General features: G+C 62.9%; 26 protein-coding genes. 7 read left to right on the forward strand and 19 right to left on the reverse strand.

Going from position 1 to position 25,366, the window contains the following annotated elements:
- Positions 1-49: 49 nt before the first annotated feature.
- Together AACH55_RS19740 and AACH55_RS19745 are read right to left on the reverse strand one after the other, a co-directional pair.
- Entirely contained in the window at positions 50-997 is a 948-nt protein-coding gene (locus AACH55_RS19740) for a polyprenyl synthetase family protein (RefSeq protein ID WP_338716339.1), read from the reverse strand.
- The gene (locus AACH55_RS19745; protein WP_338716340.1) at positions 997-1,260 is read right to left on the reverse strand and encodes an exodeoxyribonuclease VII small subunit; all 264 of its coding nucleotides are present in this window, start codon (positions 1,258-1,260) and stop codon (positions 997-999) included. The genes AACH55_RS19740 and AACH55_RS19745 overlap by 1 nt, the downstream gene beginning before the upstream one ends.
- A 267-nt stretch (positions 1,261-1,527) precedes the next feature.
- Between AACH55_RS19745 and AACH55_RS19750 the strand changes: the two genes are divergently transcribed.
- The 3 genes from AACH55_RS19750 (at position 1,528) to AACH55_RS19760 (ending at position 4,731) form a co-directional block, all read left to right on the forward strand.
- Positions 1,528-2,649, forward strand: coding sequence for an aromatic ring-hydroxylating dioxygenase subunit alpha (locus tag AACH55_RS19750; RefSeq protein WP_338716341.1), 1,122 nt, complete (start codon positions 1,528-1,530; stop codon positions 2,647-2,649).
- A 248-nt stretch (positions 2,650-2,897) separates the two neighbouring features.
- Entirely contained in the window at positions 2,898-3,815 is a 918-nt protein-coding gene (locus AACH55_RS19755) for a DMT family transporter (protein WP_338716342.1), read from the forward strand.
- Positions 3,816-3,873: 58 nt separating this feature from the next.
- Positions 3,874-4,731 (forward strand): sulfurtransferase, encoded by an 858-nt coding sequence (locus AACH55_RS19760; protein ID WP_338716343.1) that lies wholly within the window; start codon positions 3,874-3,876, stop codon positions 4,729-4,731.
- 3 nt (positions 4,732-4,734) lie between these two features.
- Here the strand turns inward: AACH55_RS19760 and AACH55_RS19765 are convergent, their stop codons facing one another.
- The 4 genes from AACH55_RS19765 to AACH55_RS19780 form a co-directional block, all read right to left on the reverse strand.
- Positions 4,735-6,885 (reverse strand): ATP-binding protein, encoded by a 2,151-nt coding sequence (locus AACH55_RS19765; protein WP_338716344.1) that lies wholly within the window; start codon positions 6,883-6,885, stop codon positions 4,735-4,737.
- Between the two features lie 10 nt (positions 6,886-6,895).
- Positions 6,896-9,124 carry a methyl-accepting chemotaxis protein gene (locus tag AACH55_RS19770; RefSeq protein ID WP_338716345.1) on the reverse strand — a complete coding sequence of 743 codons (2,229 nt, stop codon included), beginning with the start codon at positions 9,122-9,124 and terminating at the stop codon, positions 6,896-6,898.
- A gap of 129 nt (positions 9,125-9,253) precedes the next feature.
- On the reverse strand, positions 9,254-9,838 hold the full coding sequence (locus AACH55_RS19775) for a chemotaxis protein CheW (RefSeq protein ID WP_338716346.1): 585 nt from the start codon (positions 9,836-9,838) through the stop codon (positions 9,254-9,256).
- 450 nt (positions 9,839-10,288) lie between these two features.
- A complete protein-coding gene (locus tag AACH55_RS19780) occupies positions 10,289-10,441 on the reverse strand; it encodes a rubredoxin (protein WP_006461975.1) in 153 nt (50 codons plus the stop codon).
- Between the two features lie 98 nt (positions 10,442-10,539).
- Here AACH55_RS19780 and AACH55_RS19785 point away from each other — a divergent pair, with 98 nt between their 5' ends.
- Positions 10,540-11,388: a hydroxymethylpyrimidine/phosphomethylpyrimidine kinase gene (locus tag AACH55_RS19785; protein ID WP_338716347.1), complete on the forward strand. Its 849-nt coding sequence runs from the start codon at positions 10,540-10,542 to the stop codon at positions 11,386-11,388.
- A gap of 34 nt (positions 11,389-11,422) precedes the next feature.
- Positions 11,423-12,706, forward strand: a complete 1,284-nt coding sequence (gene hemL, locus AACH55_RS19790; RefSeq protein WP_338716348.1) for a glutamate-1-semialdehyde 2,1-aminomutase — start codon at positions 11,423-11,425, stop codon at positions 12,704-12,706.
- A gap of 164 nt (positions 12,707-12,870) precedes the next feature.
- Here hemL and erpA read toward each other — a convergent pair whose 3' ends face one another.
- The 6 genes from erpA to rplM form a co-directional block, all read right to left on the reverse strand.
- Positions 12,871-13,236 (reverse strand): iron-sulfur cluster insertion protein ErpA, encoded by a 366-nt coding sequence (gene erpA, locus AACH55_RS19795; RefSeq protein ID WP_008331898.1) that lies wholly within the window; start codon positions 13,234-13,236, stop codon positions 12,871-12,873.
- Between the two features lie 74 nt (positions 13,237-13,310).
- The gene (locus AACH55_RS19800) at positions 13,311-13,706 is read right to left on the reverse strand and encodes a polymer-forming cytoskeletal protein (RefSeq protein WP_338716349.1); all 396 of its coding nucleotides are present in this window, start codon (positions 13,704-13,706) and stop codon (positions 13,311-13,313) included.
- Positions 13,707-13,715: 9 nt separating this feature from the next.
- Positions 13,716-14,420: a DUF6776 family protein gene (locus AACH55_RS19805; protein WP_338716350.1), complete on the reverse strand. Its 705-nt coding sequence runs from the start codon at positions 14,418-14,420 to the stop codon at positions 13,716-13,718.
- Between the two features lie 23 nt (positions 14,421-14,443).
- Entirely contained in the window at positions 14,444-15,481 is a 1,038-nt protein-coding gene (argC, locus tag AACH55_RS19810) for an N-acetyl-gamma-glutamyl-phosphate reductase (RefSeq protein WP_338716351.1), read from the reverse strand.
- Between the two features lie 277 nt (positions 15,482-15,758).
- Positions 15,759-16,151 carry a 30S ribosomal protein S9 gene (rpsI, locus tag AACH55_RS19815; RefSeq protein WP_006461968.1) on the reverse strand — a complete coding sequence of 131 codons (393 nt, stop codon included), beginning with the start codon at positions 16,149-16,151 and terminating at the stop codon, positions 15,759-15,761.
- Positions 16,152-16,160: 9 nt separating this feature from the next.
- The gene (gene rplM / locus AACH55_RS19820) at positions 16,161-16,589 is read right to left on the reverse strand and encodes a 50S ribosomal protein L13 (protein ID WP_013235788.1); all 429 of its coding nucleotides are present in this window, start codon (positions 16,587-16,589) and stop codon (positions 16,161-16,163) included.
- Between rplM and AACH55_RS19825 the strand changes: the two genes are divergently transcribed.
- Positions 16,588-16,968: a hypothetical protein gene (locus AACH55_RS19825; RefSeq protein WP_338716352.1), complete on the forward strand. Its 381-nt coding sequence runs from the start codon at positions 16,588-16,590 to the stop codon at positions 16,966-16,968. The genes rplM and AACH55_RS19825 overlap by 2 nt on opposite strands.
- Positions 16,969-17,223: 255 nt before the next feature.
- The gene (locus AACH55_RS19830; protein ID WP_338716353.1) at positions 17,224-17,682 is read left to right on the forward strand and encodes an OsmC family protein; all 459 of its coding nucleotides are present in this window, start codon (positions 17,224-17,226) and stop codon (positions 17,680-17,682) included.
- Between the two features lie 91 nt (positions 17,683-17,773).
- On the opposite strand, the gene coq7 is transcribed toward AACH55_RS19830, so the two are convergent.
- The 7 genes from coq7 to AACH55_RS19865 all read right to left on the reverse strand — a co-directional run bounded on the left by coq7 (position 17,774) and on the right by AACH55_RS19865 (position 25,366).
- Positions 17,774-18,400 (reverse strand): 2-polyprenyl-3-methyl-6-methoxy-1,4-benzoquinone monooxygenase, encoded by a 627-nt coding sequence (coq7, locus tag AACH55_RS19835; RefSeq protein ID WP_338716354.1) that lies wholly within the window; start codon positions 18,398-18,400, stop codon positions 17,774-17,776.
- A gap of 96 nt (positions 18,401-18,496) precedes the next feature.
- Complete coding sequence (gene pyrC / locus AACH55_RS19840) at positions 18,497-19,531, reverse strand: dihydroorotase (protein ID WP_338716355.1); 1,035 nt, start codon at positions 19,529-19,531, stop codon at positions 18,497-18,499.
- Between the two features lie 226 nt (positions 19,532-19,757).
- On the reverse strand, positions 19,758-20,486 hold the full coding sequence (locus AACH55_RS19845) for an amino acid ABC transporter ATP-binding protein (RefSeq protein WP_006461963.1): 729 nt from the start codon (positions 20,484-20,486) through the stop codon (positions 19,758-19,760).
- Positions 20,487-20,570: 84 nt separating this feature from the next.
- Complete coding sequence (locus AACH55_RS19850; protein ID WP_006461962.1) at positions 20,571-21,266, reverse strand: ABC transporter permease subunit; 696 nt, start codon at positions 21,264-21,266, stop codon at positions 20,571-20,573.
- Positions 21,267-21,269: 3 nt separating this feature from the next.
- Complete coding sequence (locus AACH55_RS19855) at positions 21,270-22,019, reverse strand: amino acid ABC transporter permease (RefSeq protein WP_338716356.1); 750 nt, start codon at positions 22,017-22,019, stop codon at positions 21,270-21,272.
- A 180-nt stretch (positions 22,020-22,199) separates the two neighbouring features.
- Positions 22,200-23,147, reverse strand: coding sequence for an amino acid ABC transporter substrate-binding protein (locus tag AACH55_RS19860; protein WP_338716357.1), 948 nt, complete (start codon positions 23,145-23,147; stop codon positions 22,200-22,202).
- 926 nt (positions 23,148-24,073) lie between these two features.
- Positions 24,074-25,366, reverse strand: a complete 1,293-nt coding sequence (locus AACH55_RS19865) for a Glu/Leu/Phe/Val dehydrogenase (protein ID WP_338716358.1) — start codon at positions 25,364-25,366, stop codon at positions 24,074-24,076.

A 25,366-nucleotide genomic window follows, 5' to 3' on the forward strand; every position in this document is an offset into this window, starting at 1 on the left:
TGCCGCGCGATCCGTCTTCATGCCTGGGTTACATCGCTTGTTACGTCGCTTAGGTCTTTCTCTGCACGATCAGGTCGGCCAGTTCGCGCAGCCGGCGCGCCTTCTCGCCGAAGGGCGCCAGCGCCGCATGGGCGTTGCCGCGCAGCTTCTCGGCCAGTGCCTGCGATTCGGCCAGGCCCAGGATCGAGACATAGGTCGGCTTGTTGTCGGCCGCATCCTTGCCGGCCGTCTTGCCCAATGTGGCCGAGTCGGCGGTGGCGTCGAGGATGTCATCGACTACCTGGAAGGCCAGGCCGATGGCGCGGGCGTATTCGTCCAGGGCCGCGCTTTCCGCTGCCGTGAGAGCCTTGCCGCCAAGTGCACCCAGCAGCACCGCCGCGCGCAGGAGGGCGCCGGTTTTCAGGCGGTGCATCTGTTCCAGCTCGGCCAGCGAGAGGGTCATGCCCACGCTGGCCAGGTCGATGGCCTGACCACCGCACATGCCTACCGAACCGGCGGCCTGGGCCAGCAGATTCAGCATGCGCAGCTGACGTGCCGGCAGGCCGGCATCGCTCTTGCCAAGTTCGGCCTCCAGCGGTGCCGACAAGATATCGAAGGCCTGCGCCTGCAGGGCGTCACCGACCAGCAGCGCCGTGGCTTCGTCATACTGCACGTGCACGGTGGGCTTGCCACGGCGCAGCGCATCGTCATCCATGCAGGGCATGTCGTCATGCACCAGCGAATACACGTGGATCATCTCCACGGCCGCAGCGGCCCGGTCCAGCAGGGCGCGCGGGGTATCGAAGATGTCACCGGCGGCGTAGACCAGCAGCGGACGCACGCGCTTGCCGCCGTCCATGGCGGTGTAGCGCATGGCTTCGTGCAGCCGCGCCGGCACGACCGACGACGAGGGCAGGAAACGATCCAGCACGTCTTCCATGCCGCCTTGCACCTGGCGCATCCAGTCGGCGAAATCAAGCGGGGCCTGCGCGCTGGCGGCCGGCATCTGTGCATTCATCACTCGTCCCCGCCGGCAGCATCGGCTGCGCTGAAGGGCTTGAGCATGTCGCCTTCGAGCAGCTTGACCTGGCTGTCCACCTTGTCGAGCTGGCCGGCGCAGAACCTGACCAGTTCGGAGCCGCGCTTGTAGGCGGCCACCGACGCTTCCAGCGGCAGTTCACCGGCTTCCATGCGGGCGACGAGCTGTTCCAGTTCCTCCATGGCCTGCTCGAAGGAAGCGGGCAAGTCGGCAGTGGCAGCAGCGGCAGAGGTTCTAGGCATATCGACCCATTCAAAAATCTAACCCGGTATTTTAGAACAAACCGGCGATTACCAAGTCAATCGAGGGCGTGGAAATGTCGGATGATTTCGAGCCGAGCTTGTAAATTCGGCTGATTTACTGGCATTTTGCCCACAAAACCCGGCCCCTTGCGGGGGTTTTGTGGCATAATCCTCGGTTCTGTCCAAAATTTCCTCTTCATATTATTTGAACATAGGTTTTTGCGGATTTTCTTCCTTAGGTTGGTGCAAATTAATTTGGGGGCGGAAATGTCCGATCTTGCTACTTTTGCCAAATTGGCGCGCTCAAACGCGCAACTTCCAGTCCACGTCTACTTCGACGAACCGCTCTATCAGCGGGAACTGAAACAACTCTTCCAGCAAGGACCTCGTTACGTCGGCCATGAGCTGATGGTGCCGAACGCCGGCGACTATTCCACGCTGCCGTGGGAAAACGAAGGCCGCATGCTGGTGCGCAATGCGCAGGGTATTGAACTGCTGTCCAACGTATGCCGCCACCGCCAGGCCAAGATGCTCGATGGCCGCGGCAACGCCAACAACATCGTCTGTCCCCTGCATCGCTGGACCTATGATCTGAAGGGTGAACTGATCGGCGCGCCGCATTTCGGCGAGACGCCGTGCATGAACCTGTCCAAGACCCCGCTGCAGAGCTGGAACGGACTGCTGTTCGAAAACAATGGCGTCAACATCGCCGACAAGCTCAGGAACCTGGGCGTGACGCGCGATCTGGATTTCTCCGGCTACCTGTACGACCACACCGAAGTCCACGAGTGCGACTACAACTGGAAGACCTTCATCGAGGTCTACCTGGAGGATTACCACGTCGAGCCCTTCCATCCCGGCCTGGGCAACTTCGTGAGCTGCTCGGACCTGAAGTGGGAGTTCGGCCGCGACTACAGCGTCCAGACCGTGGGCGTGAACCACGGCCTGATCAAGTCCGGCTCGCCCACCTATGCCAAGTGGCAGGAAAAGCTGCTGCAATTCTCCAACGGCCAGCCGCCCAAATACGGCGCCATCTGGCTCACGCTCTACCCCAACATCATGGTGGAGTGGTATCCGCACGTGCTGGTGGTGTCCACGCTCTGGCCGACCGGTCCGCAGAAGACCACCAACGTGGTGGAGTTCTACTATCCGGAAGAGATCGCCCTGTTCGAACGCGAACTGGTCGAGGCCGAGCGCGCCGCCTACATGGAGACCTGCGTCGAGGATGACGAGATCGCCCAGCGCATGGATGCCGGCCGTCGTATACTGATGGATCGCGGCACCAGCGAAGTCGGTCCCTACCAGTCGCCCATGGAAGACGGCATGCAGCACTTCCACGAATGGTATCGCCAGCAGCTCGAGGTGCCACAGGGAACCAGCACACCATAACCAGACCATCGGTCGCGCAAGGGGGAAGCAGATGTACGCAATGCGGCAAGCTCACGACGGACGCAGTTTGCGCCGTCATTGTCGCCCTCCTTCTCTCACCTCCGGCACCTCCCGCACCTGTCACAACTGCTGCACGACGGCAGCCCCGGTTCACGCCGGGGCTGCCGTTTTCTTTGGGGCGCGCGCCCTGCCGGGCGACAGCCCTTCCGTATTCCCCACCCTCTGCTCACCTTACTGAAAACGCCGCCATGCAATCGCTCTGGATGCTCGTTGCTTCATTCCTCTTTGCCGTCATGGGCGTGTGCGTCAAGCTCGCCAGCAGTTATTACACGACCTCCGAGATCGTGCTCTGCCGGGGCATGATCGGCGTGCTTTTCATCCTCGGCCTGATCCGCCTGCGCGGCGGCACGCTGCGTACGCCCTTCCCACGGGACCACTTCATCCGTGGAGGCGTCGGGGTGGTCTCGCTGTGGATGTGGTTCTACTCCTTCAGCCTGCTGCCGATTGCCACGGCCACCACGCTGAACTACATGTCCTCGATCTGGATCGCGGTCATGCTGTTCGTGGCCGGATGGTGGCAGGGCCACAAGAAATTCGAATGGGGCCTGGCCGGCACGGTGGCGCTGAGCTTCCTGGGTGTGGCGCTGTTGATGCGTCCCTCGCTGAACGCCGATCAGTTGCTGGGCGGCGCCATCTCGCTGGCCTCGGGCGTGCTCTCGGCGCTGGTCTACCTGCAGGTGCGCAAGCTGGGACTGCTGGGGGAACCGGAGTACCGGGTGGTGTTCTACTTTTCTGCCACGGGCGTGCTGGCCGGACTGGTCGGGAGCGTGGTCACGGGCCGCGTGCCGCTGTGGCACAGCCATTCGTGGGCAGGTGTGCTGCTGGTGCTCATGATAGGCTTGACGGCCACCACCGCGCAGATCGCCATGACGCGCGCCTACCGGCTCGGCAATACGCTGGTGACGGCCAACCTGCAATACACGGGCATCGTCTTTTCCAGCCTCTTCGGGGTGCTGATCTGGAACGATGCGCCGGGCTGGATCGGCTGGCTGGGCATGGCGATCATCCTGGCCAGCGGCATGCTGGCCACCTATCGCAACCAGCGCAAGAGCCAGCCGGTGGCAAAGAACGTGCCCAAGGTCGACCCGATCGCCACCGAAGTATAGATCCGCAACTACCCGAATCCTGCCCGCCCGGAGGGCCTATGAACAAAAGGAGAGCCGCATGACCTACCAAACCCTCATCAGCGCCAGCGAGTTGAAGTCGCGTGCGCAATATCTGAACATTGTGGTCGTGGATTGCCGTCATGACCTCACCAATCCCGCCTACGGCCGCGAAGCCTACGCCGCCGGCCACCTGCCGCAGGCACGCTTTGCCCATCTGGATGAGCTGCTCTCGGGCCCCAAGACCGATGCCGCCGGGCGCTTCCATGGCCGTCATCCGCTGCCGGATCGCCAGCAGTTCGTGCAGGCCATGCGCGCGCTGGGCATCAACAACGATACCCAGGTGGTGGCGTATGACGCCCACGGCGGCATGTACGCGGCGCGTCTGTGGTGGCTGCTGCGCTGGATCGGCCACAGCGACGTGGCCGTGCTCGACGGTGGCATGGCGGCCTGGCAGGCGCTGGGCGAATCGCTGACCACCCAGACGCCGGCACCGGCTGAGCCGGGCAACATCCAGGATCTTTCCCCGCTGGTGAAGACGGTGGATGCGCAAACCCTGCTCGACAATCTCAAGAGCCAGGCGCTGCAGGTGGTCGATGCGCGCGCACCGGACCGCTTCCGTGGCGAGAACGAAACCATCGATGCGGTGGGCGGGCATATTCCGGGCGCGAAGAATCGCTTCTTCAAGGACAACCTGCAAGCCGATGGCCACTTCAAGAGTGCGGCGCAATTGCGTGAGGAATGGCTGTCAGTGCTAGGTGATCCGCAGGCTGCGGTCATGCAGTGCGGGTCCGGGGTGACGGCTTGCCACAACCTGCTGGCGCTGGAAGTGGCGGGCCTGCCGGGCGCCCATCTGTATCCGGGCTCGTGGAGCGAATGGAGCTCCGATCCGCAACGCCCTGTCGCAACCGGCAACTGATCGCTATCCCTGCAGCGGGCGCGAGCCCGCCAGCAGCAGCGGATTGATGATGAGCACGATCTGCCCATCGCCCAGCACGGTGGCCCCCACCATGCCGGCCAGTGTGGCCACCTGTGGCCCGACCGGCTTGACCACCACCTCGCGGTTGCCGCTCACGTGGTCGGCCATGATGACCATCAGTTCGTCACCATTCTTGATGAGCAGGGCAAAGGCCGAACCCGCTTTACCGCTGTCCGGCTGCGGCACGGGTGGCGGCTCGTCCAGCAGGCTATGCAGCGGATGCAGCAGCAGTTGCCGTCCGTTGACCTCCAGCGTGCGCCGCGCCAGGGCATCGCGTGCCTGCTCGCTGCGTAGCTGGATCACGCTGTCGATGAGGGTGGACGGAATGGCGTATTGCTGCTGCCGGTGATGCAGCAGGCAAACCTGCTGGACCGCCAGCGAGAGCGGCAGATGCAGCGTGAAGAGCACCCCCTGCCCCTGACTTGAATGCACCGTCATGCGTCCGCCCAGCGCGGCCACTTCGGCGCGCACCACATCCATGCCGATGCCGCGTCCGGCCAGGGCCGAGACCTGGGCCTGGGTGCTGAAGCCGGGCTCGAAGATCAGCTCGGCCAGGCGCGCCTCGCTCCACTGTGCCACACCGCGCAGGCCGCGTTGCTCCGCCTTGCGTCGGATGCCGGGCAGGTCGAGGCCACGGCCATCGTCGCTGACGCGGATGACGGCTTGGCTGCCTTCATGGCCCGCCCGGATGCGCAATTGTCCGCTGGCCGGCTTGCCGGCGGCGCGGCGCACCGCCGCCTCCTCGATGCCGTGCACGGCGGCATTGCGCAGCAGGTGTTCCAGCGGGCCCATGAGGCGTTCCAGGATGGCGCGGTCGATCTGCAGGCGGCAGTCTGAGAGGTCCAGCGCCAGCGGCTTGCCGGTTTCCGCTGCCACCTGACGCACCAGGTGCTGCATGCGCGGCTCCATGCTGTTGAACTTGACCATGCGCGCATGTATGAGCTCCTGTTGCAGTTCGCGCGTGGTGCGACCTTGCAGGCGCAGGCCTTCGCGGGTCTTCACCACGCGCTGCAGCAGTCGCTTCTGGCGCGCCACTGCGGCGCCCAGGGCGACTTCCATGGCCTTGGTCAGTTCCGTCAGGCCGGTGCTGGCCTCCCCCTGTGAGGGTGGCGCGCTCTGCGCCCAGCTACGCTGCCAGCGCTGCAGTTGCCCGACCAGCGCGTCCAATTCTTCACCCAGGCTGCGGGCATCGCCCTGCAGGGCGCCAATCTCGTTGTCCAGCTGGGCGCGGCTGATGGAAACTTCACCTACCTGGTTCAGCAGCCTGTCCAGCACGGTGGTGCGGATGCGCACCAGCGGTGCGGTCAGTCGTCCTTCGGTGGCCGCAGCGACCGGCGCTACGGCCGGAACGGCAGCGGTAGGCGGCAACGCCGCCATGCCCTGCTCCAAGGTGCTGAAGTGTTCCACCGCCTGGTCATACAGCGCCAGCAGCGCGGCCACGGTCTGCGGAGCGGGGCTACCCGGGCTGGCCTCGCCCAGACGCTGCAACGCCCCTTCCATCTCATGCAGGCAACGGCTCAGGTGCAGCGCGCCGACCATGCGTGCACTGCCCTTGAGTGTATGCAGCGGACGCGCCAGCTCGGCCAGCAGGCTGGCATCGGCCGCACCGGGGCGCTCGCTGTCGGGCAGCACCAGCAAGGTCTCGCCGATGCCGGCGATAAGCTCCTGCGCTTCCTCCAGAAAGACCGGCAGCAGCACCGGATCGATCACTTCGGGCGGCGACTGCATGGCCGGCGTCAGCGGGGCCTCAAGCTGTGCCGTCAGGGCCTGTACGCCCGCGTCGAGAAGGCTGCGCGTGCACGCCTGCGCGGCGGCATCGCTGCCCTGGCGCTGCAGTGATTCCAATAGTGCTGAGGCCGAGTCGGCAAATGCCGTGGCACCGCTGCTGCCGGCGTAATCGCGCAGCGCCGCCAGGGTGCGCAGGACCAGCCCCGGCAGCCCTGGCAGGACGTCCTCCTGATCGAGGCGGGCAATCCAGGCCGCGCTTTGCTGGCGCACGATGGCCAGCAGCGGACGCAAGGTTTCGCGCAGGCGCTGGTCACCGCCTGCACTGATGGGGGACTGGGCAGCAGCGATTCCGGTGTCGGTCATCATGGCGGCGGGATCAGGAAACCTTGATGCGGAAGCGTGAGACCGAGCTTTCCAGCTGGCGTGCGGCATCCCACAGTTCTTCATAGAGCGTGGAAACCTGCTCGCGGCTTTGCTCGATGATGTCGTTTTCGCTCAGGATGCCCTGGATCTGCTGGGCCACGCCATTGGCCGATACGGCCTGTTCGCGGGTGGACACCGCCATGCCCTGGATCAGGTCGGCCAGGCGCTTTGAGACGCTGCGGATATCAGCCAGGGCGCTGCCGGCCGCGTCCGACAGCACGGCACCATCGGTGACGCCGTTGGTGGATTTTTCCATGGCCACGACCACATCGCTGGTATCGGCCTGGATCATGCGTACCAGCGCGCCGATTTCGCGGGTGGCAGCACTGGAGCGCTCGGCCAGGTGCTGCACCTCCTCGGCCACCACGGAAAAGCCGCGCCCGGCATCACCCGCCGAGGCGGCCTGGATGGCGGCATTGAGCGCCAGCACGTTGGTGCGTTCGGTGATGTCGGAAATGAGCTCGGTAATCTCGCCGATCATCTGCGAAGACGCCCCCAGGCGCTTGATGCGCTCCGAGGTCTCGCGGATCTGCTCGCCGATGCCGTCCATCGCCTTGACCGCATCTTCCACCGCCCGCGCCCCGCGCTCGGCCACCACCACGGCGTGGCGGGCGACATCGGCGGATTCATCGGCCGACACCGAGATGCCGGTGATCTGGTTGGACATTTCCAGCATGGCCTGGGCGATGCGCTGGATGCGCCGCGCCTGGGCCCGTGCCGCCGCGCCCAGCTCGGTGGTGGTGCCGCGTACCTGTTCGGAACTGAGCGCCACCTTGGCGGCCATCTGCGTGACCTGCTCCACCAGCGCGCGCAGGGCTTCCACGGTGTAGTTGACGGAATCGGCGATGGCCCCGGTGACGTCATCGGAGACCGTGGTATGCACCGTCAGGTCGCCATCGGCAACACGCTGCAGCTCGGTCATCAGGCGCAGCACGGCGGTCTGGGTGAGGTGGTTGGCGCGCATGGCCTTTTCTTCTTCCTGCTGGGCCAGCTGGCGCTGCAGCTCGGCTTCCTGACGGCGCACTTCGGCGGCGGCGGCATTGTTGCGGCTGCTCTGCAATTGCACCAGAGCGATGCCGATGGCGCTCAGCAGCGCCGTGGCCATGACGCAAAGCACCGCCCAGAAGGTCCAGGAGCGTGCCTTCAAGGCGAGCCGATAGGCATCCTGCAGCTCGGTGAGATGGCGCTTGAGGGTTTCGTTTTCCATGAACACCAGCTGCTCGGAACGCTTGGCAGCGATGAAATTCTGCAGGTTGCCGAGTATGCCGGCGATCTGCGGCTGGTAGTCGCCGAAGATGCCCGTGAGCTCGCGCAGCTTGCTGCGCAGGTCGGGGTCGGTGGCCGGCCGCAGGCGCAGCATCTCGTTGCCCTCCATGAGGCTCTTCAACAGATCGCCGAAGGCCGTGATGTCCTTGCCGAGCATGAAGGCGGTTTCCGCGTTGACGCCATCGGAGGTGAGGAATTCATTGGAGCTGCGTCCCAGGCGCAGGGTCAGCATCACCAGCTGGCTGGCGGCGGCCATTTCGCGCGTGGTCGGCTGGCCTTGGGACTGCAGCATGGCGATCTGCTCGCTCAGATCCAGCATCAAGGGCAGCAGTTGATTGAGCCGCTTCAGGGTGGCGCCGAAGCCGGTCAGTTCCTTTTCCATGCCGAGGATGGTCTCGGCGGCCAGGTCGGTGCGCCGCCACAGGCGCGCCACGTTGTCCAGGGCCGGCTTGAGGGCGGGATCGGGCGAGCCGATGTTCTGCCCCTGGTAAGGCCCGCCGCTGCTGAGCAGCAGCAGGCCGCGATTGAATTCGAGGCGGCTCTGCGCCAGTTGCACGAAAGCCTGGGGATTGCCCTGGATGGCATTGGGCACCGCCTTGCCGATGCGCTGGGAATGCATCACCAGATCGGAAGCGATATTGGTCTGCAATGTCGCCAGCAAATACAGGCGCGCGCCCAGCCACATGAACAGACACAGCGCCGCCAGCGACAGCGCCAGCACGCCCAGCAGCACGCGCGTCTGCGTGCGCAGTGAATAACGGTGCAGCCAGGGCAGGCGCAGGCCGGTGCTGCCCCCTGCGCCCGGCTTGACGAGATCGGCATCGGTCACGGCAGCGCTGCCGGTGCCGGTGCCGGTGCCGGACGGACGGGCGGCCGGGAGCTTCTTTTTCGACAAGTACGGCAAGGTCGGTTCCATGGCCGATGTTCCTGTTCCTTCTTTGCAGATCTCGCAGATCTTCTGGATTTTTCGGTGTTTTGCTTTGCTCAGTTCTCGGTATTGCAGCGGCTTGCCGCCCGCCTCTGGCGCCTGCTCCCGCAGCGACTGTCAGCGACCGATCTGAAGAAAACGGCTGTCCTGGCTCAGCAGCGACAGGTCCAGTTCGTCCCATTGCACTTCGCCGCTGTCTTTATAACGTCCTACAACGCCCAGCAAGGGCATTTCGGTCTCGTAGTTTTTCGATATTTGCGTCATTTCTGTTATGTCGCGCAATCCCAATACCCTTGACACCAGCAAGCCGCACTGCGGTGCCAGGCCGTGGGCCAGCAGCAGCACATGGCTGCTACGCCCTATCTCTTGCGGCGGGGCACCGGCCAGTCCGGTGAGGTCAGCCAGGCCGATCAGGTTGCCGCGGATGTTGAGCAGGCCGCGAAACCAATCGTGAGTGGCCGGTACCGGCGTGATGGCCATGCCGGCCAGCGGCGCGATCTCACCGGCCTGGACCAGCGGGATCAGGCAGCAATGCTCGCCCATGGCCACCGCCAGGCGGCGCGAGCGCATGCTTTCATTGTCGGAAGCGGCCATGCGCGCCAGCAGCGAGGCCTGGAACTGCTCCAGCCCTTCGCGCTGCTGCAAACCAGGACTGCTGCGGGTGGGGGATGCGTCGATGAAGAAATCTTTGGGGTGTGGCATACCAACCAGACTGATGAAACGGTTAAAAAAGGTCCTGCGGCCATGCGCTTGGGCACAGGCGAGCCGTAACGGACCAGCGGCCCGATGGCGGGGCTGGGCGCGACTGACAAGACCGTGTGGGGGGAGTGCCGTTCAGGTGCCGGGCGGACGTCTGCGCGTCCTGTGATCCGGTCGGGCGGGCAAAGCTGGTACCGGGCCGATTTTACCCAGAAAAGCTCAACGCTTTTCCACCTGGCAATGGCATTGCACCAGCGGGCAGAAAAAATGATGGGAAAACGAGACGAAACGCGTGATAAAGCGAGAGTTTGATGTACATCAAACCTCGTCAGAGGGAAAAACAAAGGACCAGCGACGGCTCCCGGCAAGGAGGAGACGCCGCCTGCGTGCCACCAGGAACCTGGCGGCGGGACGCGATACCGAAGCCGTCGGCGGCGGGCGATCAGGAAGCGATCAGATGGCGACCATCTCGAAATCTTCCTTGCGGGCGCCGCATTCCGGGCAGGTCCAGTTGATGGGCACGTCGTCCCAGCGGGTGCCCGGGGCGATGCCTTCTTCGGGCAGGCCTGCTTCTTCGTCGTAGATCCAACCACAGATCAGGCACATCCAGGTTTTGAATTCGGTTTGGCTGCTATTCGTCACGGCTGACTATCCCTAAAATCAATCAAGTAAAATGCTAAGTCAGCTATCTTAATCTACTCGACGTGCAAAACCAAACTCCTCCCCTCATCCTCAGCTTCGGCGCCGCCGATCCGGTCGGCGCCACGGGCGTGCAGGCCGATCTCGCCACCTTCGCCGCCATGGGCTGCCACGGTTTGTCGGTGGTGACTGCTTTGCTCATCGGTGACACCGCCCGCGTCGAAGACGTGCAGGTGGTCGACGTCGACTGGGTTGCCGACCAGGCCCGCGTCATTCTCGAAGACATGGCGGTATCCGCCTTCAAGGTGGGGGCGCTGGGCAGCATCGAAAACATCTCGGTGATTGCCGAGATCGTCTCGGACTACCCCGACGTGCCGCTGATCCTGGACCCCTTCATCAGCGCCCTGGCCAATCAGGAGGACGAGGATGACCGCCTCATCGCCATCCGCGAACTGCTGATCCCGCAGGCGACCGTGCTGATCTGCTCGGCCGGCGAACTCACGCGCCTGGCCGAGACCTGGCGCGAGCCGGTGGTCGGCGACACGCTCATGCTGGACGCCATGCACATCATCGAGATGGGCTGCGAATACCTGCTGGTGACCAATACCCAGACCGATCTGCAGGAAGTGGCCAATTCGCTCTTCGACGAATCCGGCCTGGTGCGCCAGGATGCCTGGCCGCGCCTGCCCGGCTCCTTTGTTGGCGCCGGCAGCACGCTCTCCGGTGCGCTGGCCGCGATGCTGGCCAATGACCTGGAAGTACCGCTGGCGGCCTCCGAGGCGCAGGAATTCACGCTGGCCGCGCTGGCCAATGCACAGCGCGTAGGCATGGGCAAGCTGCTGCCCGACCGCTATTTCTGGGCGCGCGAATCGGAGTATCCCGCCGATCTGGACGCACCACCCTCCCTCAACTGATCCACTGGATCAGCACACATTGCTTAGCACACACATGACCAAGACCAATGCCTCACTCTTCGCCCGCGCCCAGCAAAGCACGCCCGGCGGCGTCAATTCCCCGGTACGTGCCTTCCGCTCGGTAGGCGGCACCCCGCGCTTCATCGAACGCGCCGAAGGCCCCTGGTTCTGGGATGCCGAAGGCAAACGCTACATCGACTACATCGGCTCCTGGGGCCCGGCCATCGTCGGTCACGCCCATCCGGAAGTGGTCAGGGCCGTGCAGCAGGCGGCCGCGCGCGGCCTGTCCTTCGGTGCGCCGACCGAGGCCGAAATCGAAATGGCCGAGGAAATCATCAAGCTGGTGCCTTCCATCGAGCAGATCCGCCTGGTCTCCTCCGGCACCGAAGCCACCATGAGCGCGCTGCGCCTGGCCCGTGGCGCTACCGGCCGCGACAAGATCATCAAGTTCGAAGGCTGCTACCACGGCCATGCCGATTCCCTGCTGGTGAAGGCCGGCAGCGGCCTGCTGACCTTCGGCAATCCGACCTCGGCCGGGGTGCCGGAAGATTTCGCCAAGCACACGCTGGTGCTGGACTACAACAATGCCGAGCAGCTGGAAGAAGCCTTCAAGAATGCCGGCAACGAGATCGCCTGCGTGATCGTCGAACCTGTGGCGGGCAACATGAACCTGGTGCGTGCTTCGGACGAGTTCCTGCGCACCATGCGCCGCCTGTGTACCGAATACGGCGCCATCCTGATCTTCGACGAAGTGATGTCGGGCTTCCGTGTGGCCCGCGGCGGCGCCCAGGAATTGAACGGCATCGTCCCCGACCTGACGGCGCTGGGCAAGGTGATCGGCGGCGGCCTGCCGGTGGCCGCCTTCGGTGGCCGTGCCGAGGTGATGAAGCATCTGGCGCCGCTGGGCGGGGTCTACCAGGCTGGCACGCTCTCCGGAAATCCGGTGACGGTCGCGGCCGGCATGGCGACCCTGAAGATCATCCAGCAACCCGGGTTCTACGCCCACCTGACGGCCCAGACCCGCAAGCTGGCCGATGGCCTCACCGCGGCGGCCAAGGCGGCTGGCGTGACCTTCGCCGCCGATGCGATTGGCGGCATGTTCGGGCTGTATTTCGATGCCAAGGTACCGACCAGCTATGCCGAGGTGATGCAAGGCGACAAGGAGCGCTTCAATCGCTTCTTCCACAAGATGCTGGAGGCAGGTGTGTACTTTGCGCCTTCCGCCTTCGAGGCAGGCTTCGTGTCGGCCCAGCACAGCGACGCCATCATCGAGGAAACCATCGCTGCAGCGGCCAAAGCCTTCACGGAATTGGGATGAGGCGGGAAAGGGCTTTTCCGGCTTCTGCGCGCAGGCGCCGGAGAGGCCCGTCGGACGGTGGGTCCAGGCCGATATGAAGATTGAGGACATGAAAAAAGGACGCCGGGGCGTCCTTTTTCTTCATCTCCCCGCAAACCGGCATGGTGCGGGGAGTCTGGCAGCGCTTACACCGAGAACGAGGAACCGCAACCGCAAGTGGTCGTGGCGTTCGGATTCTTGATGACGAATTGTGCGCCTTCCAGGTCATCCTTGTAGTCGATCTCGGCGCCCACCAGGTACTGGTAGCTCATCGAGTCGATCAGCAGCTGGACGCCGTTCTTGCTCATGGTGGTGTCGTCTTCGTTGACGATTTCATCGAAGGTAAACCCGTACTGGAAACCCGAGCAACCACCGCCTTGCACGAAGACGCGCAGTTTCAGGTCGGGATTGCCTTCTTCCTCGATCAGCTGGGCCACCTTGGCGGCAGCGCTGTCGCTGAAGTTGATGGGGGCGGGCATGTCGGTTTGTTGCAGTTCGGCTACGGCATTCATATTGGGCTCCTGCTGGGCTTTGAGGCGGATCAATACATTGGATCGATCAAGCCATTATAAGCGCTTGCGGATTTTCATGCTTCCGACGATGCAGCCAGCTTCAGCATCGGCGTTTCCACCTGCTGGTCATGGCTGAGCTTGCCGGAGACGAGGGCGCCGCCGTGCATCTCCAGCGCCTTGTAGAAGACGTTGCCGGTAATGCGAGCCTTGGGTTGCAGTTCCAGCAACTCGGTGGAGTGGACGTCGCCGATGATCTCGCCATTGACGATCAGATGCGCCGCGCGGATCTCACCGACCACCTTGGCATGCTCGGAAATGACCAGCACGCTGGGCTGGCCGCTCTCGGCATTGATGTTGCCGTTGATGGCGCCATCGATGCGCAGGCCGCCCTTGAAACCGACGTCGCCCTTGATGCTGGTGGACATGCCGATCAGGCTGTCGATCGTGCTTTTGGTTTTGCGTGTAAACATGGAATCACCTCACAGATCTACCGACTGCTGGGCTCGCACCTGGCCGCGGTCAAGAACACGGACGGCCACCGATTTGACGGTGGCGCCCTCAGGAATGGTCAGCAGGCCTTCGACCCGCTGGTAGTACTTGAATGCGAGCCGGTAGCGCGCCTGGTCGGCGGTATTGCCTTCAGGGAAGTTGATGGTAACACCTTTGCCGCCCTGTACAACATTGACACTAAGCTGTAGGTTTCCCGAAAACTGTTGCGTTCCTCCACCACCTTGCATCACCAGCACGCGGTAGCGCAGCTGGTTGGGTGCCGCCTGTTCGGCCTTGAAGCGCTGGATGGTGATGCCGGGCGCGCCCAGGTTGGTTGGCAGGAGGCTGTCGAAGAAGGCCAGGTCTTCCTTCTGGCGGTTGTTTTCCGCCTCCAGGTTCTTGACCTGGGTGGCCAGCGTGGCCTGGGCCGTCTGGGCGATCTTCAGTTCATTTTGCGACGCGTTGGAGGCAGATTGCAAGCGCTCATTTTCAGCCGTCAGCTTCTTGACCTGTTCACTCAGTTGCTCGATCTGCTCGCTGGCATCGCCATGCAGGCCCGGCAGGTTGTTGCGGCCGAGCTGGTAAGTCCAGACCGCCGCCGCCGCGCCCACTGCCACCACCACAGCCCACAGCAAGATCATCAGCGGCCACGGCAGGTGGCGCTTGATGGTCATCTTCGGCGCAGAAATGCTCATGCGCCGACGCCATAAGCGGTACTTCACGGCAGGACCGGGACCTGTTGCAGGCCGGTGGTTTCTTCCAGACCGAACATCAGGTTCATGCACTGCACGGCCTGACCGGAAGCGCCCTTGACCAGGTTGTCCTGGACCACCAGCACCACCACGGTGTCGCCATTGTCCGGACGATGCACGGCCAGGCGCAGCATGTTGGAGGCGCGCGTGGTGCGGGTCTCGGGATGCGAACCGAAGGGCAGCACATCGACGAAGGGCTCATCCTTGTAAGCCTCTTCGAACAGGGCTTGCAGGGCGGCGTTGTCGATCTCTCTGGTCAGGCGCGCGTACAACGTGGAATGCATGCCGCGGATCATCGGCACCAGGTGCGGCGTGAACAGCAGGCCCACCTTGTCGCTGGTCAGGTGCGACAGGCGCTCGATGGTCTCGGGCGAGTGACGGTGGCCGGACACGCCATAGGCCTTGAAGTTGTCGGACGCCTCCGAGAACAGCAGGCTCAGCTCAGCCTTGCGGCCCGCGCCGGAGACGCCGGATTTGCAGTCGGCGATCAGGTGCGAGGCATCGATCACGCCAGCCTTCAGGAGCGGCGCAAAACCCAGCTGCATGGTGGTCGGATAGCAGCCCGGATTGCCCACCACGCGCGCCTTGCGGATGGCTTCGCGGTTCAGTTCGGGCAGGCCGTAGGCGGCTTCCTTCAACAGGTCGGTGCAGCTGTGCGGCAGCTTGTACCACTTTTCGAAGGCGGCCACGTCCTGCATGCGGAAGTCCGCAGCCAGGTCGATGACCTTCACGCCGGCCGCCACCAGTTCCGGGGCCTGGGCCATGGCCACGCCGTGCGGGGTGGCAAAGAAGACCACATCACAGTCGTTCAGGCGGGCCTTGTCGGGCGAGGAGAACGCCACATCCACGCGGCCGCGCAGGGACGGATACATCTCGGCCACGGGCATGCCGTCTTCCTTGCGCGAGGTCACGGCCTCCACCCGGGCTTGCGGATGGGTGGCGAAAATACGCAGCAATTCGACGCCGGTGTAACCGGTTCCGCCAACGATACCTACCTTGATCATGTCTGGTCCTTGCGAAAAAAGGCGAAGAAAAATGCCATGGCGCAGAAGCGCCGGACGTGCGTGCATCACACGCAGGAAAGCGGTCAATTTTAGCAGGAGAATATTTCCCCTCGATTTCCGCTCGGGAAGTTATTCCGTAAACAGCGGAAATTATCTTCATACTGCGAGACGATGCGCAAGCGCCGGTGAGCGCCCTGTCGCATCGGGCAAGCAGAGAGGCCAAAAGCAAAAAGCCGCCGGCACAAAGGCCGACGGCTTTCCGTAATGCAAGAAACGATTAACGCTTCGAGAATTGCTTTGCGCGACGTGCCTTGCGCAGACCAACCTTCTTACGTTCGACTTCACGCGCGTCACGGGTGACGAAGCCTGCATTGGACAGAGCCGACTTCAGGCCGGCATCGTAGTCGATCAGGGCGCGGGTGATGCCGTGGCGGACAGCGCCGGCCTGGCCGGATTCACCGCCACCGTGGACGTTCACCTTGATGTCGAAACGTTCGACGTTGCCGGTCAGTTCCAGCGGCTGACGGATCACCATCAGGCCGGTTTCGCGGGAGAAGTATTCAGCGGCGGGCTTGCCATTGACGATGATGTTGCCCGAACCTGCCTTGATGAAAACACGCGCCACTGCACTCTTGCGACGGCCGGTTCCGTAATTGTAGTTACCGATCATGTCTGTTCCTTAGAGGGCGAGGGGTTTCGGTTGCTGCGCGGCGTGCGGATGGTTGCCATCTGCATAAACCTTCAGCTTCTTGATCATGGCGTAGCCCAGCGGACCCTTGGGCAGCATGCCCTTGACGGCCTTCTCCAGCGCACGGCCGGGGAAACGCTGTTGCATCTTCAGGAAGTTGGTTTCGTAGATGCCGCCCGGATAACCGCTGTGGCGGAAATAGGTCTTTTCAGTGGCCTTGGTGCCGGTCACGCGCAGCTTGCCTGCGTTGACGACGACGATGAAGTCACCGGTATCGACGTGCGGAGTGAATTCGGGTTTGTGCTTGCCGCGCAGTCGGAGTGCCACTTCGCTGGCAACACGTCCGAGGACCAAGTCCGTCGCGTCAATCACGAACCACTCGCGCTGAACCTCATGGGCTTTAGCGGAAAAGGTCTTCATGTTTGACTTTCTCTATCAGTATATAAACGCTCAATGTGGCGGTTCCGCTCATGCGGGGCAGCCTGTGTTGCCGGCTGTCCTGGGTACTTCGCTTCGCGGACTCATCCTTTTATCTTCCCGAGCGCATGGGAAAGCCGGCAAGTATAGCCTTTTCAAGGACTTAGCGTCAAAAGGTTTCGGGGGATTGTGGCGCCGATCCGGCATTGTCCCGGTGTTTTATCCGCCGAAAGCGGCATTTTCATTGCCGCCAGCACAACTTTGCAACCCGCCGCGCCGAAAAAAGGACAAAAAAAACCCGGACACTCAGGTTCCGGGTTTAATCCACACCAATGAGGAGGGTGGAGGAGACATCGTTACGTGCTGCAAAAACTTCCGTTGAACTCAATATAGCAAAGGGGTTTGTGCGACGCAATAACGCGATGCGAATAAATTTGTAACAGTCTGAAAGTGGCGTCACTGCTGGGTTACAACTAGTTGAAAGCGCAGCAAGAACGCAAAGCATGAATAATAATTCAACAATTTTTCTGCAGCGCAAAAATCATCAAGCTTCACATCGACCACCCCGCCCCGGCTGCAGCTGCGCCCATCCACAGCTACAATACGGGCCTTCATGGAACCGATTGGGACGATACAGATGGAATGCACAGTACGTTGGACCGGCTTGTCCGGCATGACCTTCACGGCGGAAACCGGTTCGGGCCACCTGCTGACGATGGATGGCGCGCCGGATGGCGGCGGCCGCAACCTGGCGCCGCGTCCGATGGAAGTGGTGCTGGCCGGCACGGGCGGCTGCACCGCCTATGACGTGGTGGTGATCCTGCGCAAGAGCGGCCAGGACGTGCGCGGCTGCGACGTGACCCTGAAGTCCGAACGCGCCGAGACCGATCCCAAGGTGTTCACCAAGATTCATTTCCACTTCACCGTGCGTGGCCGCAACCTGAAGAGCAATGTGGTGGAGCGCGCCATCAAGCTGTCCCACGACAAGTATTGCTCGGCCTCGATCATGCTGGAGAAGACCGCCGAGATGACGCATTCCTTCGAGATCATCGACGACCTTACCGATACCTCTTCGGCGGCCGCGCAGCAGCAATAAGCCCCGACGATGCAGGCAACAATGAAAAAAGCGGCCCAGGCCGCTTTTTTCATGTCCGCCGATCCTGCCGATATCAGCAATATCAGCGATATCAGATCCGGTAAGCCACCGTGGTCATGACCTTGGCCATAGCCTTCATCATCCCGCGCACCGGAGCAGGCACTTCGGCCGCCCCCAGGTCGCGCGCGGCCTGGCCGTGTTCGATTTCATCGATGCGCATCTGGTCGACGATGGCGCGCGAGCGGTTGTCCTGGGCCGGCAGCTTGTCCAGGTGGCCCAGCAGGTGATGCTCGACCTGGCGCTCGGTCTCGGAGACGAAGCCCAGGTTGCGCGCATCGCCCAGGCGCGCGGCAATGCTGCCCAGCACGTAGGCACCGCCGTACCACAAGGGATTGAGCAGGCTGGTATGCGAACCCAGCTCGCGCAGGCGTTCGGCAGTCCAGGCCAGGTGATCCTCTTCCTCGATGCCGGCGCGCCGGAAAGCTTCCTTGATGTCCTCGGTCTGAGCGAAGCGGCCCTGGGCATCGTAGAGCGCCTGGGCACAGACCTCACCGACGTTGTTGACCCGCATCAGCCCGGCCGCGTGGCGCTTCTCGGCCTCGCTCATGATCCCGTCCGGCAGGCCGCGTCCCGGGTTGGGACGGCTCTCGAAAACCACGCCGCTGATCACGCGCAGTGCCTTGTCGAAATCGGTAATCAGTTCATCGACGAATTGCATACAGCTCGCCTTTCTCTCGTTGTGATGGATATCCCGGCCATCCTCACTGGCAGAACGGCCCGGGAACGAAGGAACACGGCGGATCCGTGAATCGGATCAGACCATCTTCCAGTGGATCTGTTCGCCCGCCGACAGCGGCACCACGGTGGACTCGCCCATGGGCAGCTCGGCCGGAATGGCCCAGGTCTCGCGCTTGAGGGTAACCGTGCCGGTGTTGCGCGGCAGATTGTAGAAGTCCGGACCGTTGAAGCTGGCGAAGGCCTCGAACTTGTCCAGTGCACCGGCGCTGTCGAAGGCCTGCGCATACAACTCCAGCGCATGCAGCGCGGTATAGCAGCCGGCACAGCCGCAGGCATGTTCCTTGGCACCCTTGGCGTGCGGGGCCGAATCGGTGCCGAGGAAGAACTTGTCATTGCCCGACGTGGCGGCCGCCACCAGCGCCTTGCGATGGGTCTCGCGCTTCAGTACCGGCAGGCAGTAGTAATGCGGGCGGATGCCGCCCTTGAAGATCTCGTTGCGGTTGAACAGCAGGTGATGCGCCGTGATGGTGGCAGCTGTCGGGCCTTCGCCGGCCAGCACGTAGTCGGCCGCTTCCTTGGTGGTGATGTGTTCGAAGACCACCTTCAGTTCCGGCATGGCCTGGCGCAGCGGCTTCATGATGCGCTCGATGAAGACGGCTTCGCGGTCGAACAGGTCGATCTCCGGATCGGTGACTTCACCGTGGACCAGGAAGGGCATGCCCAACTCCTGCAGAACTTCCAGGGTCTTGTAGCACTTGGAGAGATCGGTCACGCCGGCATCCGAATTGGTGGTGGCACCGGCCGGATAGAGCTTGACGGCCTTGACGAAGCCGCTTTCCTTGGCACGGCGGATTTCCTCGGGCGGGGTGTTGTCGGTCAGGTAGAGCACCATCAGCGGCTCGAAATTCATGCCTGCCGGCAGCGCGGCCAGGATGCGATCACGATACGCACCGGCTTGGGCGGTGGTGGTCACGGGCGGCTTCAGGTTGGGCATGACGATGGCGCGGGCGAACTGGCGTGCGGTATGCGGCAGCACGTCCTGCATGGTGGCGCCGTCGCGCAGGTGCAGGTGCCAGTCGTCCGGGCGGGTGATGGTCAATACGTTGCTCATTGCGATGCTCTTTCGGTCTTGGAGTGGGGGGGGCAGTCTCAGTGTCTGGCGAGGCATCCCGGCGGATGCGGGCTGTGGAGAGCCAGCCGCGATGTCTTCAAGGGCGACATTCTACCGTAGCCGTCAAGCACCCCGGAGTGCGCCCTGCCGCCCTTTTGATGTAGCCCAAACGAAAAGGGCCGCCCCGTTGCCGGAGCGGCCCTTGCGCAAATGCTGACTGCGGCGATCAGTGGGTGATGATCTTGGCCAGGAAATCGCGTGCGCGTTCCGAGCGCGGCTGCGCGAAGAACTCGTCCTTGGCGCAATCTTCCACCACCAGGCCCTTGTCCATGAACACCACGCGGTTGGCGACCTTGCGGGCAAAGCCCATTTCGTGGGTCACGACCATCATGGTCATGCCTTCCTGGGCCAGGCCGACCATGACGTCGAGCACTTCATTGATCATTTCCGGGTCCAGCGCCGAGGTCGGTTCGTCGAACAGCATGGCGATGGGATCCATCGACAGCGCGCGGGCAATGGCCACGCGCTGTTGCTGGCCGCCGGAGAGCTGGCCGGGGAACTTGTCCTTGTGCGCCAGCAGGCCCACGCGATCCAGGTACTTCAGGCCCTTTTCGGTGGCCTCTTCCTTGGAGCGGCCCAGCACCTTGATCTGGCCGATGGTCAGGTTCTCGCGGATGGAGAGGTGCGGAAACAGCTCGAAGTTCTGGAACACCATGCCGATGCGCGCACGCAGCTTGGACAGGTTGGTCTTGGGGTCGCCTACCGAGACGCCATCGACCGTGATGGTGCCTTTCTGGAACGGCTCCAGCCCGTTGACGGTCTTGATCAGCGTGGACTTGCCGGAACCGGACGGGCCGCACACCACCACCACGTCGCCCTTCTTGACGGAGGTCGAGCAGTCGGTCAGGACCTGGAAGCTGCCGTACCACTTGCTGACGTTGTTGAGTTCAATCATTGGATTCTCCTGGATTTCTGAATTCTGGATTCACTGGCCGCCAGCATGGCGCTACACAGCGCGGGCGGCGGCCGTCAAAGACATTTAGCGGATGATGGCGATCTTCTTCTGGAAGCGCTTGACCAGGGTCGACAGACCAAAGCTGAGCACGAAGTAGACCACGGCCACGAACAGGTACATTTCCACCAGACGGCCATCGCGCTGGGCGATCTTGGACGCGCTGGTCACGAAGTCCGGCACCGAACCCAGCACGTAGACCAGCGACACGTCCTGGAACAGCACGATGGTCTGCGTCAGCAGGATCGGGGTCATGTTGCGGAAGGCCTGCGGCAGCACCACGTTGCCCATCATCTGCCAGTAATTCATGCCGATGGCATAGCCGGCAAAGACCTGACCACGCGGAATGGACTGGATGCCCGAACGCATGATCTCGCAGTAATACGCGGCTTCGAACAGGATGAAGGTGATCAGGGCCGACTGGAACGCACCGACCTGGATAGGCTCGGAGGCACCGATGATCCAGGCACCGATGAAGGGCACCAGGAAGTAGAACCAGAAGATCACCAGCACCAGCGGAATGGAGCGGATCAGGTTGACGTAGGTGGTCGCGATGAACGACAGCGGCTTGTTGGACGACAGGCGCATCATGGCCAGCAGCGTGCCCAGGATGATGCCGCCCAGCATGGCGGAGAAGGTCAGGATCAGCGTGAACTTGAGGCCCGTCGTAAAGAGATAGACCCAGGAACGCTGGATGACGTCGAAATCGAAATTGCTGAACATGGATCAATGCCCTCCTGCGCTGGTGCTGCCGCCGGTGATGTAGCCCGGAACGGCGGTGACTTTTTCCAGCAGGCGCGCCAGGAACAGCGCGATGACGGAAATGATCACGTAGATGACGGTGGCACCGGTAAGCGCCTCGAAGGTCTGGAAGGTGAATTCACGCATCGAGTAGGTCGCGGCAGTCAGCTCGACCAGGCCGATGGTCAGGGCCACCGAGCTGTTCTTGATGATGGCGGCGAACTCGTTGGTCAGTGCCGGGATGATGATGCGAAAAGCCATCGGCAAGAGCACATAGCGATAGGTCTGCACGGGAGTAAGTCCCAGAGCGGCGCCGGCCATGCGCTGACCACGCGGCAGCGCCTGGATGCCGGTGGTCACCTGCACGGCCACGCGGGAAGAGGTGAAGAAGCCCAGCGCCAGGGTCGCGGTCACGAAGGATGCATCCGGCAGGCTCTTGATCCAGTCGCCGATGGCGGCGGGCAGCAGTTCGGGCATCACGAAGTACCACAGGAACATCTGCACCAGCAACGGAATGTTGCGGAACAGTTCCACGTAGCCGTTGGCAATGCGCACGACCCAGGGTTTGGTGGTGGTACGCAGGGTACCGAAGATGGTGCCCAGGATCAGTGCCATGATCCAGGCGCAGGCGGCCGTGGCCAGGGTCCATTTCAGGCCTGCCAGCAGCGTGTCGATGTAGGGGATGCCATCGGGAGACATCTCCCAGAAGATTCCCCAGTTCCAGTTGTAATGCATAAATGGCCTCGTCTGTTGTTCGAAGTCTGTGTTCTCGGGCGCGGTCACCAGGCAAATGCCGCGCCGCTTCTTGTCTGGTCAGCTCCGGCGCCACCGCCTTGCCAGCAGGCAAGCGCGGCGGACACGGTTAAACAAAACGGGGGACAGGCCCCCGTTTCATCCGATTGCACGAAACGCTGATTACTTCTTCTTGCTCAGGCTCTTCTGCGCTTCCGGCACCACGGCATAGGCGGCCGGATCGTAGGAGTCGGTCGGCTTGGCCAGCACGGCTTGCAGCTGCGGGCTCATCGGCACGTTCAGGTTGACACCCTTGGGCGGGATCGGCGACTGGAACCACTTGGCGTAGATCTTCTTGATGTCGTCGCCCTTGTAGACCACGGTCAGCGCATCGTCCACGACCTTCTTGAACTCGGTATCACCCTTGGGCAGGATCAGGCCGTACGGCTCGACGGACAGGGCTTCGGCCGACACCTGGTAGTCGCCGGGAGCCTTGGAATTGGCGGCCAGCGAGGACAGCAGGATGTCATCCATCACGAAGGCGGCGGCGCGGCCGGTTTCCACCATCAGGAAGGCTTCGGCGTGGTCCTTGGCAGCCAGGATGTTCATGCCCAGGTTGCGTTCGGCGTTCAGCGCGGTGATCTGCTTCAGGTTGGAGGTACCCGAGGTCGACACGACGGTCTTGCCCTTGAGGTCTTCCAGAGTCTTCAGGTTGGCCGACTTCTTGGACAGGAACTTGTTGGCGGTCACGAATTCGGTCACCGAGAAAGCCACCTGGTTCCAGCGTTCCTGGTTGTTGGTTGCGGAGTCGCAGGAAATGTCGGTGGTGCCGTTGGCGATCAGCGGAATGCGGGTGGCCGACGTCACGGGCACCATCTTGATGTTCAGCGAGGTCAGGCCCAGCTTCTTCTGGATCGCGGTCGCGGCCTTCAGGCACAGGTCGATCGAGTAGCCCTGGTAGGACTGCTTGTCATCCAGATAGGAGAACGGAATCGACGAATCGCGCACGCCCAGCGTCAGGGTGCCGGAGTCCTTGATCTTCTTCAGACGGCCGGTGAATTCCTCAGCATGCACCGAGCTCATCAGTACGCTTGCCCCAACCAACACCCCTGCTAGCTTCAATAACTTCATTGTGTGACCTCCTGGAAAAATTTTTTACGTAACGGTTCAAATGGCCTGGAGCCGGATCCGCTTGCACGGTGTCCTGCACCGGGCTGGCCGGCCGTATTGACGAGCCTGTTATTGTTCTCTGCCGTGTTGCCTATTCTGTGTGCTAACACAGTTCTTTGCCAGCATTGTTTGATCCACGTCTGGTGAGGCCTGGCGACCCCACCCCCTCGATGAACCGAATGCAGGCAAATTACCGAAGCGCAACTGTCGGCGGGCGCATTGTACGACATATGCCGCCCGGTCTGGCAATCCGCAAAAACCCTCATGGCGGCAGCCCGACGCTCCGACGCGATGAGGACAGCTTCGCAGAGCGCAGGAAGGTGCAGCGCAGCGTTCGGCGTCACGGCAGCAACCCGGTTCTGTTCAGCAATATCCATGCCAGAAACGGCGGCCACCGGCCGTCGGCGAGGGCTCACGCGAGCCCGCGCAGGCAAGGCGCCAGCAGCGATGAACAGGAAATGGAGAGAACCGGAAGCACCCCGCGCCAGGCCCGTATAGACGGCGCTTGCGGGGCGATGTGAAGATTTGTTCTGCGAGGAACGGAAGGAAGCGGATGAGGAGCCAATGCGAGTGCCGGGAGCATGAAGGGTTCTGTCAAAAACCGGACATGTCGTCAGCCGGACGACATCGGCATGGCCAGGCAAAGACGTCGCCCGCCGTGCAGATGCACATGCGGCAGCGCCCGGCATGAACATGCCGGGCCCTTCACCGATGATCTTGCGCCGCAAGGCTGATGGGCCTGCGGTGCGCATGCGCACAGCCACCACGTCTCCTCCTGAACCAGACTGCTCTGCAATCCTGCGGCCGGCGATCTGTTGCGTTTTACGCTGTCGCCTCTGGCCGTTGTGGTCCGGATCACCGGACCGTTTTTTTACTGCCTCAACGCATCACGGATACAGGCCGCGCATCTCGCGTGCCTGCAGCACACGGGTACACGCCACGATGAAGGCCGCAGTGCGCAGCGACACGTTCTTCTCTTCGGCCAGCTGCCACACGGCAGTAAAGGCTTCGCGCATGATGCGGGTCAGGCGCAGGTTGATTTCGTCTTCGGTCCAGAAGAAGCTGGAGAAGTCCTGCACCCATTCGAAGTAGCTCACCGTCACGCCGCCGGCGTTGGCGATCACGTCCGGCACGATCAGCACGCCCTTGTCGCGCAGGATGTCATCGGCAGCCGGGGTGGTCGGGCCGTTGGCGCCTTCCAGGATGATCTTGGCCTTGATGTGATTGGCGTTGGCTTCGGTGATCTGCTGTTCCAGTGCGGCAGGCACCAGAATGTCGCAGTCGACCGACCAGAATTGGGCGCGATCGGTGATCTCGTCCGCACCTGCGAAGCCCTTCACGCTGCCATTCCTGGCGACATACGCCTGCAGCGCCGGCACATCCAGGCCACCGGCATTGAAGACGGTGGTCACGTGATCCTGCACGGCCACCACCTTGGAACCGGCTTCAGCGAACAGGCGCGCAGCGATGCCGCCGACGTTGCCGAAACCTTGCACCGCGACCCTGGCCTCCTTGATGTCCACACCGCGCTTGGCAGCGGCTTCGCAGCCGACCACGAAGACGCCGCGACCGGTGGCTTCATGACGACCCAGACTGCCGCCCAGCGAGATGGGCTTGCCGGTGACCACGCCCGAGGACGTGCTGCCCTGATTCATGGAGTAGGTATCCATCATCCAGGCCATGATCTGCGAATCGGTGTTCACGTCCGGCGCCGGGATGTCCTTGTTGGGGCCGATGATGATGCCGATCTCGCTGGTGTAACGGCGCGTGACGCGCTGCAGTTCGCCACGGGAGAGGGTCTTGGGATCGACGCGGATACCGCCCTTGGCACCGCCATAGGGCACGTTCACGGCCGCATTCTTGACGGTCATCCAGGCCGACAGCGCCATCACTTCGGAGAGCGTCACGTCCTGGTGGAAACGCACGCCGCCCTTGCCGGGGCCGCGCGAGGTGTTGTGCTGCACGCGGTAGCCCTCGAAGTGGGCGATGGTGCCGTCGTCACGTTCGATGGGCACATCGACCACCAGGATGCGCTTGGGACGCTTCAGGGTTTCCACCCAGCGCGCCAGCGAGCCCAGGTAGGGGGTCACGCGGTCGATCTGTTCGAGGTAGACGCCCCACGGACCGATGCCGTGCGGGACGAGATAGGAAGGCACTTCGTGATTAGGTACGTTCGACAT

Source organism: Herbaspirillum sp. DW155 (assembly GCF_037076565.1).
Taxonomy (GTDB): domain Bacteria; phylum Pseudomonadota; class Gammaproteobacteria; order Burkholderiales; family Burkholderiaceae_D; genus Herbaspirillum.

Coding starts and splice junctions, on each gene's coding strand:
- AACH55_RS19800 (WP_338716349.1), bottom strand. CDS start 13,706: ATGTTTACACGCAAAACCAAAAGCACGATCGACAGCCTGATCGGCATG.
- AACH55_RS19740 (WP_338716339.1), bottom strand. CDS start 997: ATGAATGCACAGATGCCGGCCGCCAGCGCGCAGGCCCCGCTTGATTTC.
- AACH55_RS19845 (WP_006461963.1), bottom strand. CDS start 20,486: ATGATTGAACTCAACAACGTCAGCAAGTGGTACGGCAGCTTCCAGGTC.
- hemL (WP_338716348.1), top strand. CDS start 11,423: ATGACCAAGACCAATGCCTCACTCTTCGCCCGCGCCCAGCAAAGCACG.
- AACH55_RS19855 (WP_338716356.1), bottom strand. CDS start 22,019: ATGCATTACAACTGGAACTGGGGAATCTTCTGGGAGATGTCTCCCGAT.
- AACH55_RS19850 (WP_006461962.1), bottom strand. CDS start 21,266: ATGTTCAGCAATTTCGATTTCGACGTCATCCAGCGTTCCTGGGTCTAT.
- pyrC (WP_338716355.1), bottom strand. CDS start 19,531: ATGAGCAACGTATTGACCATCACCCGCCCGGACGACTGGCACCTGCAC.
- AACH55_RS19750 (WP_338716341.1), top strand. CDS start 1,528: ATGTCCGATCTTGCTACTTTTGCCAAATTGGCGCGCTCAAACGCGCAA.
- AACH55_RS19765 (WP_338716344.1), bottom strand. CDS start 6,885: ATGATGACCGACACCGGAATCGCTGCTGCCCAGTCCCCCATCAGTGCA.
- AACH55_RS19775 (WP_338716346.1), bottom strand. CDS start 9,838: ATGCCACACCCCAAAGATTTCTTCATCGACGCATCCCCCACCCGCAGC.
- argC (WP_338716351.1), bottom strand. CDS start 15,481: ATGATCAAGGTAGGTATCGTTGGCGGAACCGGTTACACCGGCGTCGAA.
- AACH55_RS19755 (WP_338716342.1), top strand. CDS start 2,898: ATGCAATCGCTCTGGATGCTCGTTGCTTCATTCCTCTTTGCCGTCATG.
- AACH55_RS19865 (WP_338716358.1), bottom strand. CDS start 25,366: ATGTCGAACGTACCTAATCACGAAGTGCCTTCCTATCTCGTCCCGCAC.
- erpA (WP_008331898.1), bottom strand. CDS start 13,236: ATGAATGCCGTAGCCGAACTGCAACAAACCGACATGCCCGCCCCCATC.
- AACH55_RS19760 (WP_338716343.1), top strand. CDS start 3,874: ATGACCTACCAAACCCTCATCAGCGCCAGCGAGTTGAAGTCGCGTGCG.
- AACH55_RS19825 (WP_338716352.1), top strand. CDS start 16,588: ATGTTTGACTTTCTCTATCAGTATATAAACGCTCAATGTGGCGGTTCC.
- AACH55_RS19805 (WP_338716350.1), bottom strand. CDS start 14,420: ATGAGCATTTCTGCGCCGAAGATGACCATCAAGCGCCACCTGCCGTGG.
- AACH55_RS19745 (WP_338716340.1), bottom strand. CDS start 1,260: ATGCCTAGAACCTCTGCCGCTGCTGCCACTGCCGACTTGCCCGCTTCC.
- AACH55_RS19770 (WP_338716345.1), bottom strand. CDS start 9,124: ATGGAACCGACCTTGCCGTACTTGTCGAAAAAGAAGCTCCCGGCCGCC.
- rplM (WP_013235788.1), bottom strand. CDS start 16,589: ATGAAGACCTTTTCCGCTAAAGCCCATGAGGTTCAGCGCGAGTGGTTC.
- AACH55_RS19780 (WP_006461975.1), bottom strand. CDS start 10,441: ATGTGCCTGATCTGTGGTTGGATCTACGACGAAGAAGCAGGCCTGCCC.
- AACH55_RS19830 (WP_338716353.1), top strand. CDS start 17,224: ATGGAATGCACAGTACGTTGGACCGGCTTGTCCGGCATGACCTTCACG.
- rpsI (WP_006461968.1), bottom strand. CDS start 16,151: ATGATCGGTAACTACAATTACGGAACCGGCCGTCGCAAGAGTGCAGTG.
- AACH55_RS19860 (WP_338716357.1), bottom strand. CDS start 23,147: ATGAAGTTATTGAAGCTAGCAGGGGTGTTGGTTGGGGCAAGCGTACTG.
- coq7 (WP_338716354.1), bottom strand. CDS start 18,400: ATGCAATTCGTCGATGAACTGATTACCGATTTCGACAAGGCACTGCGC.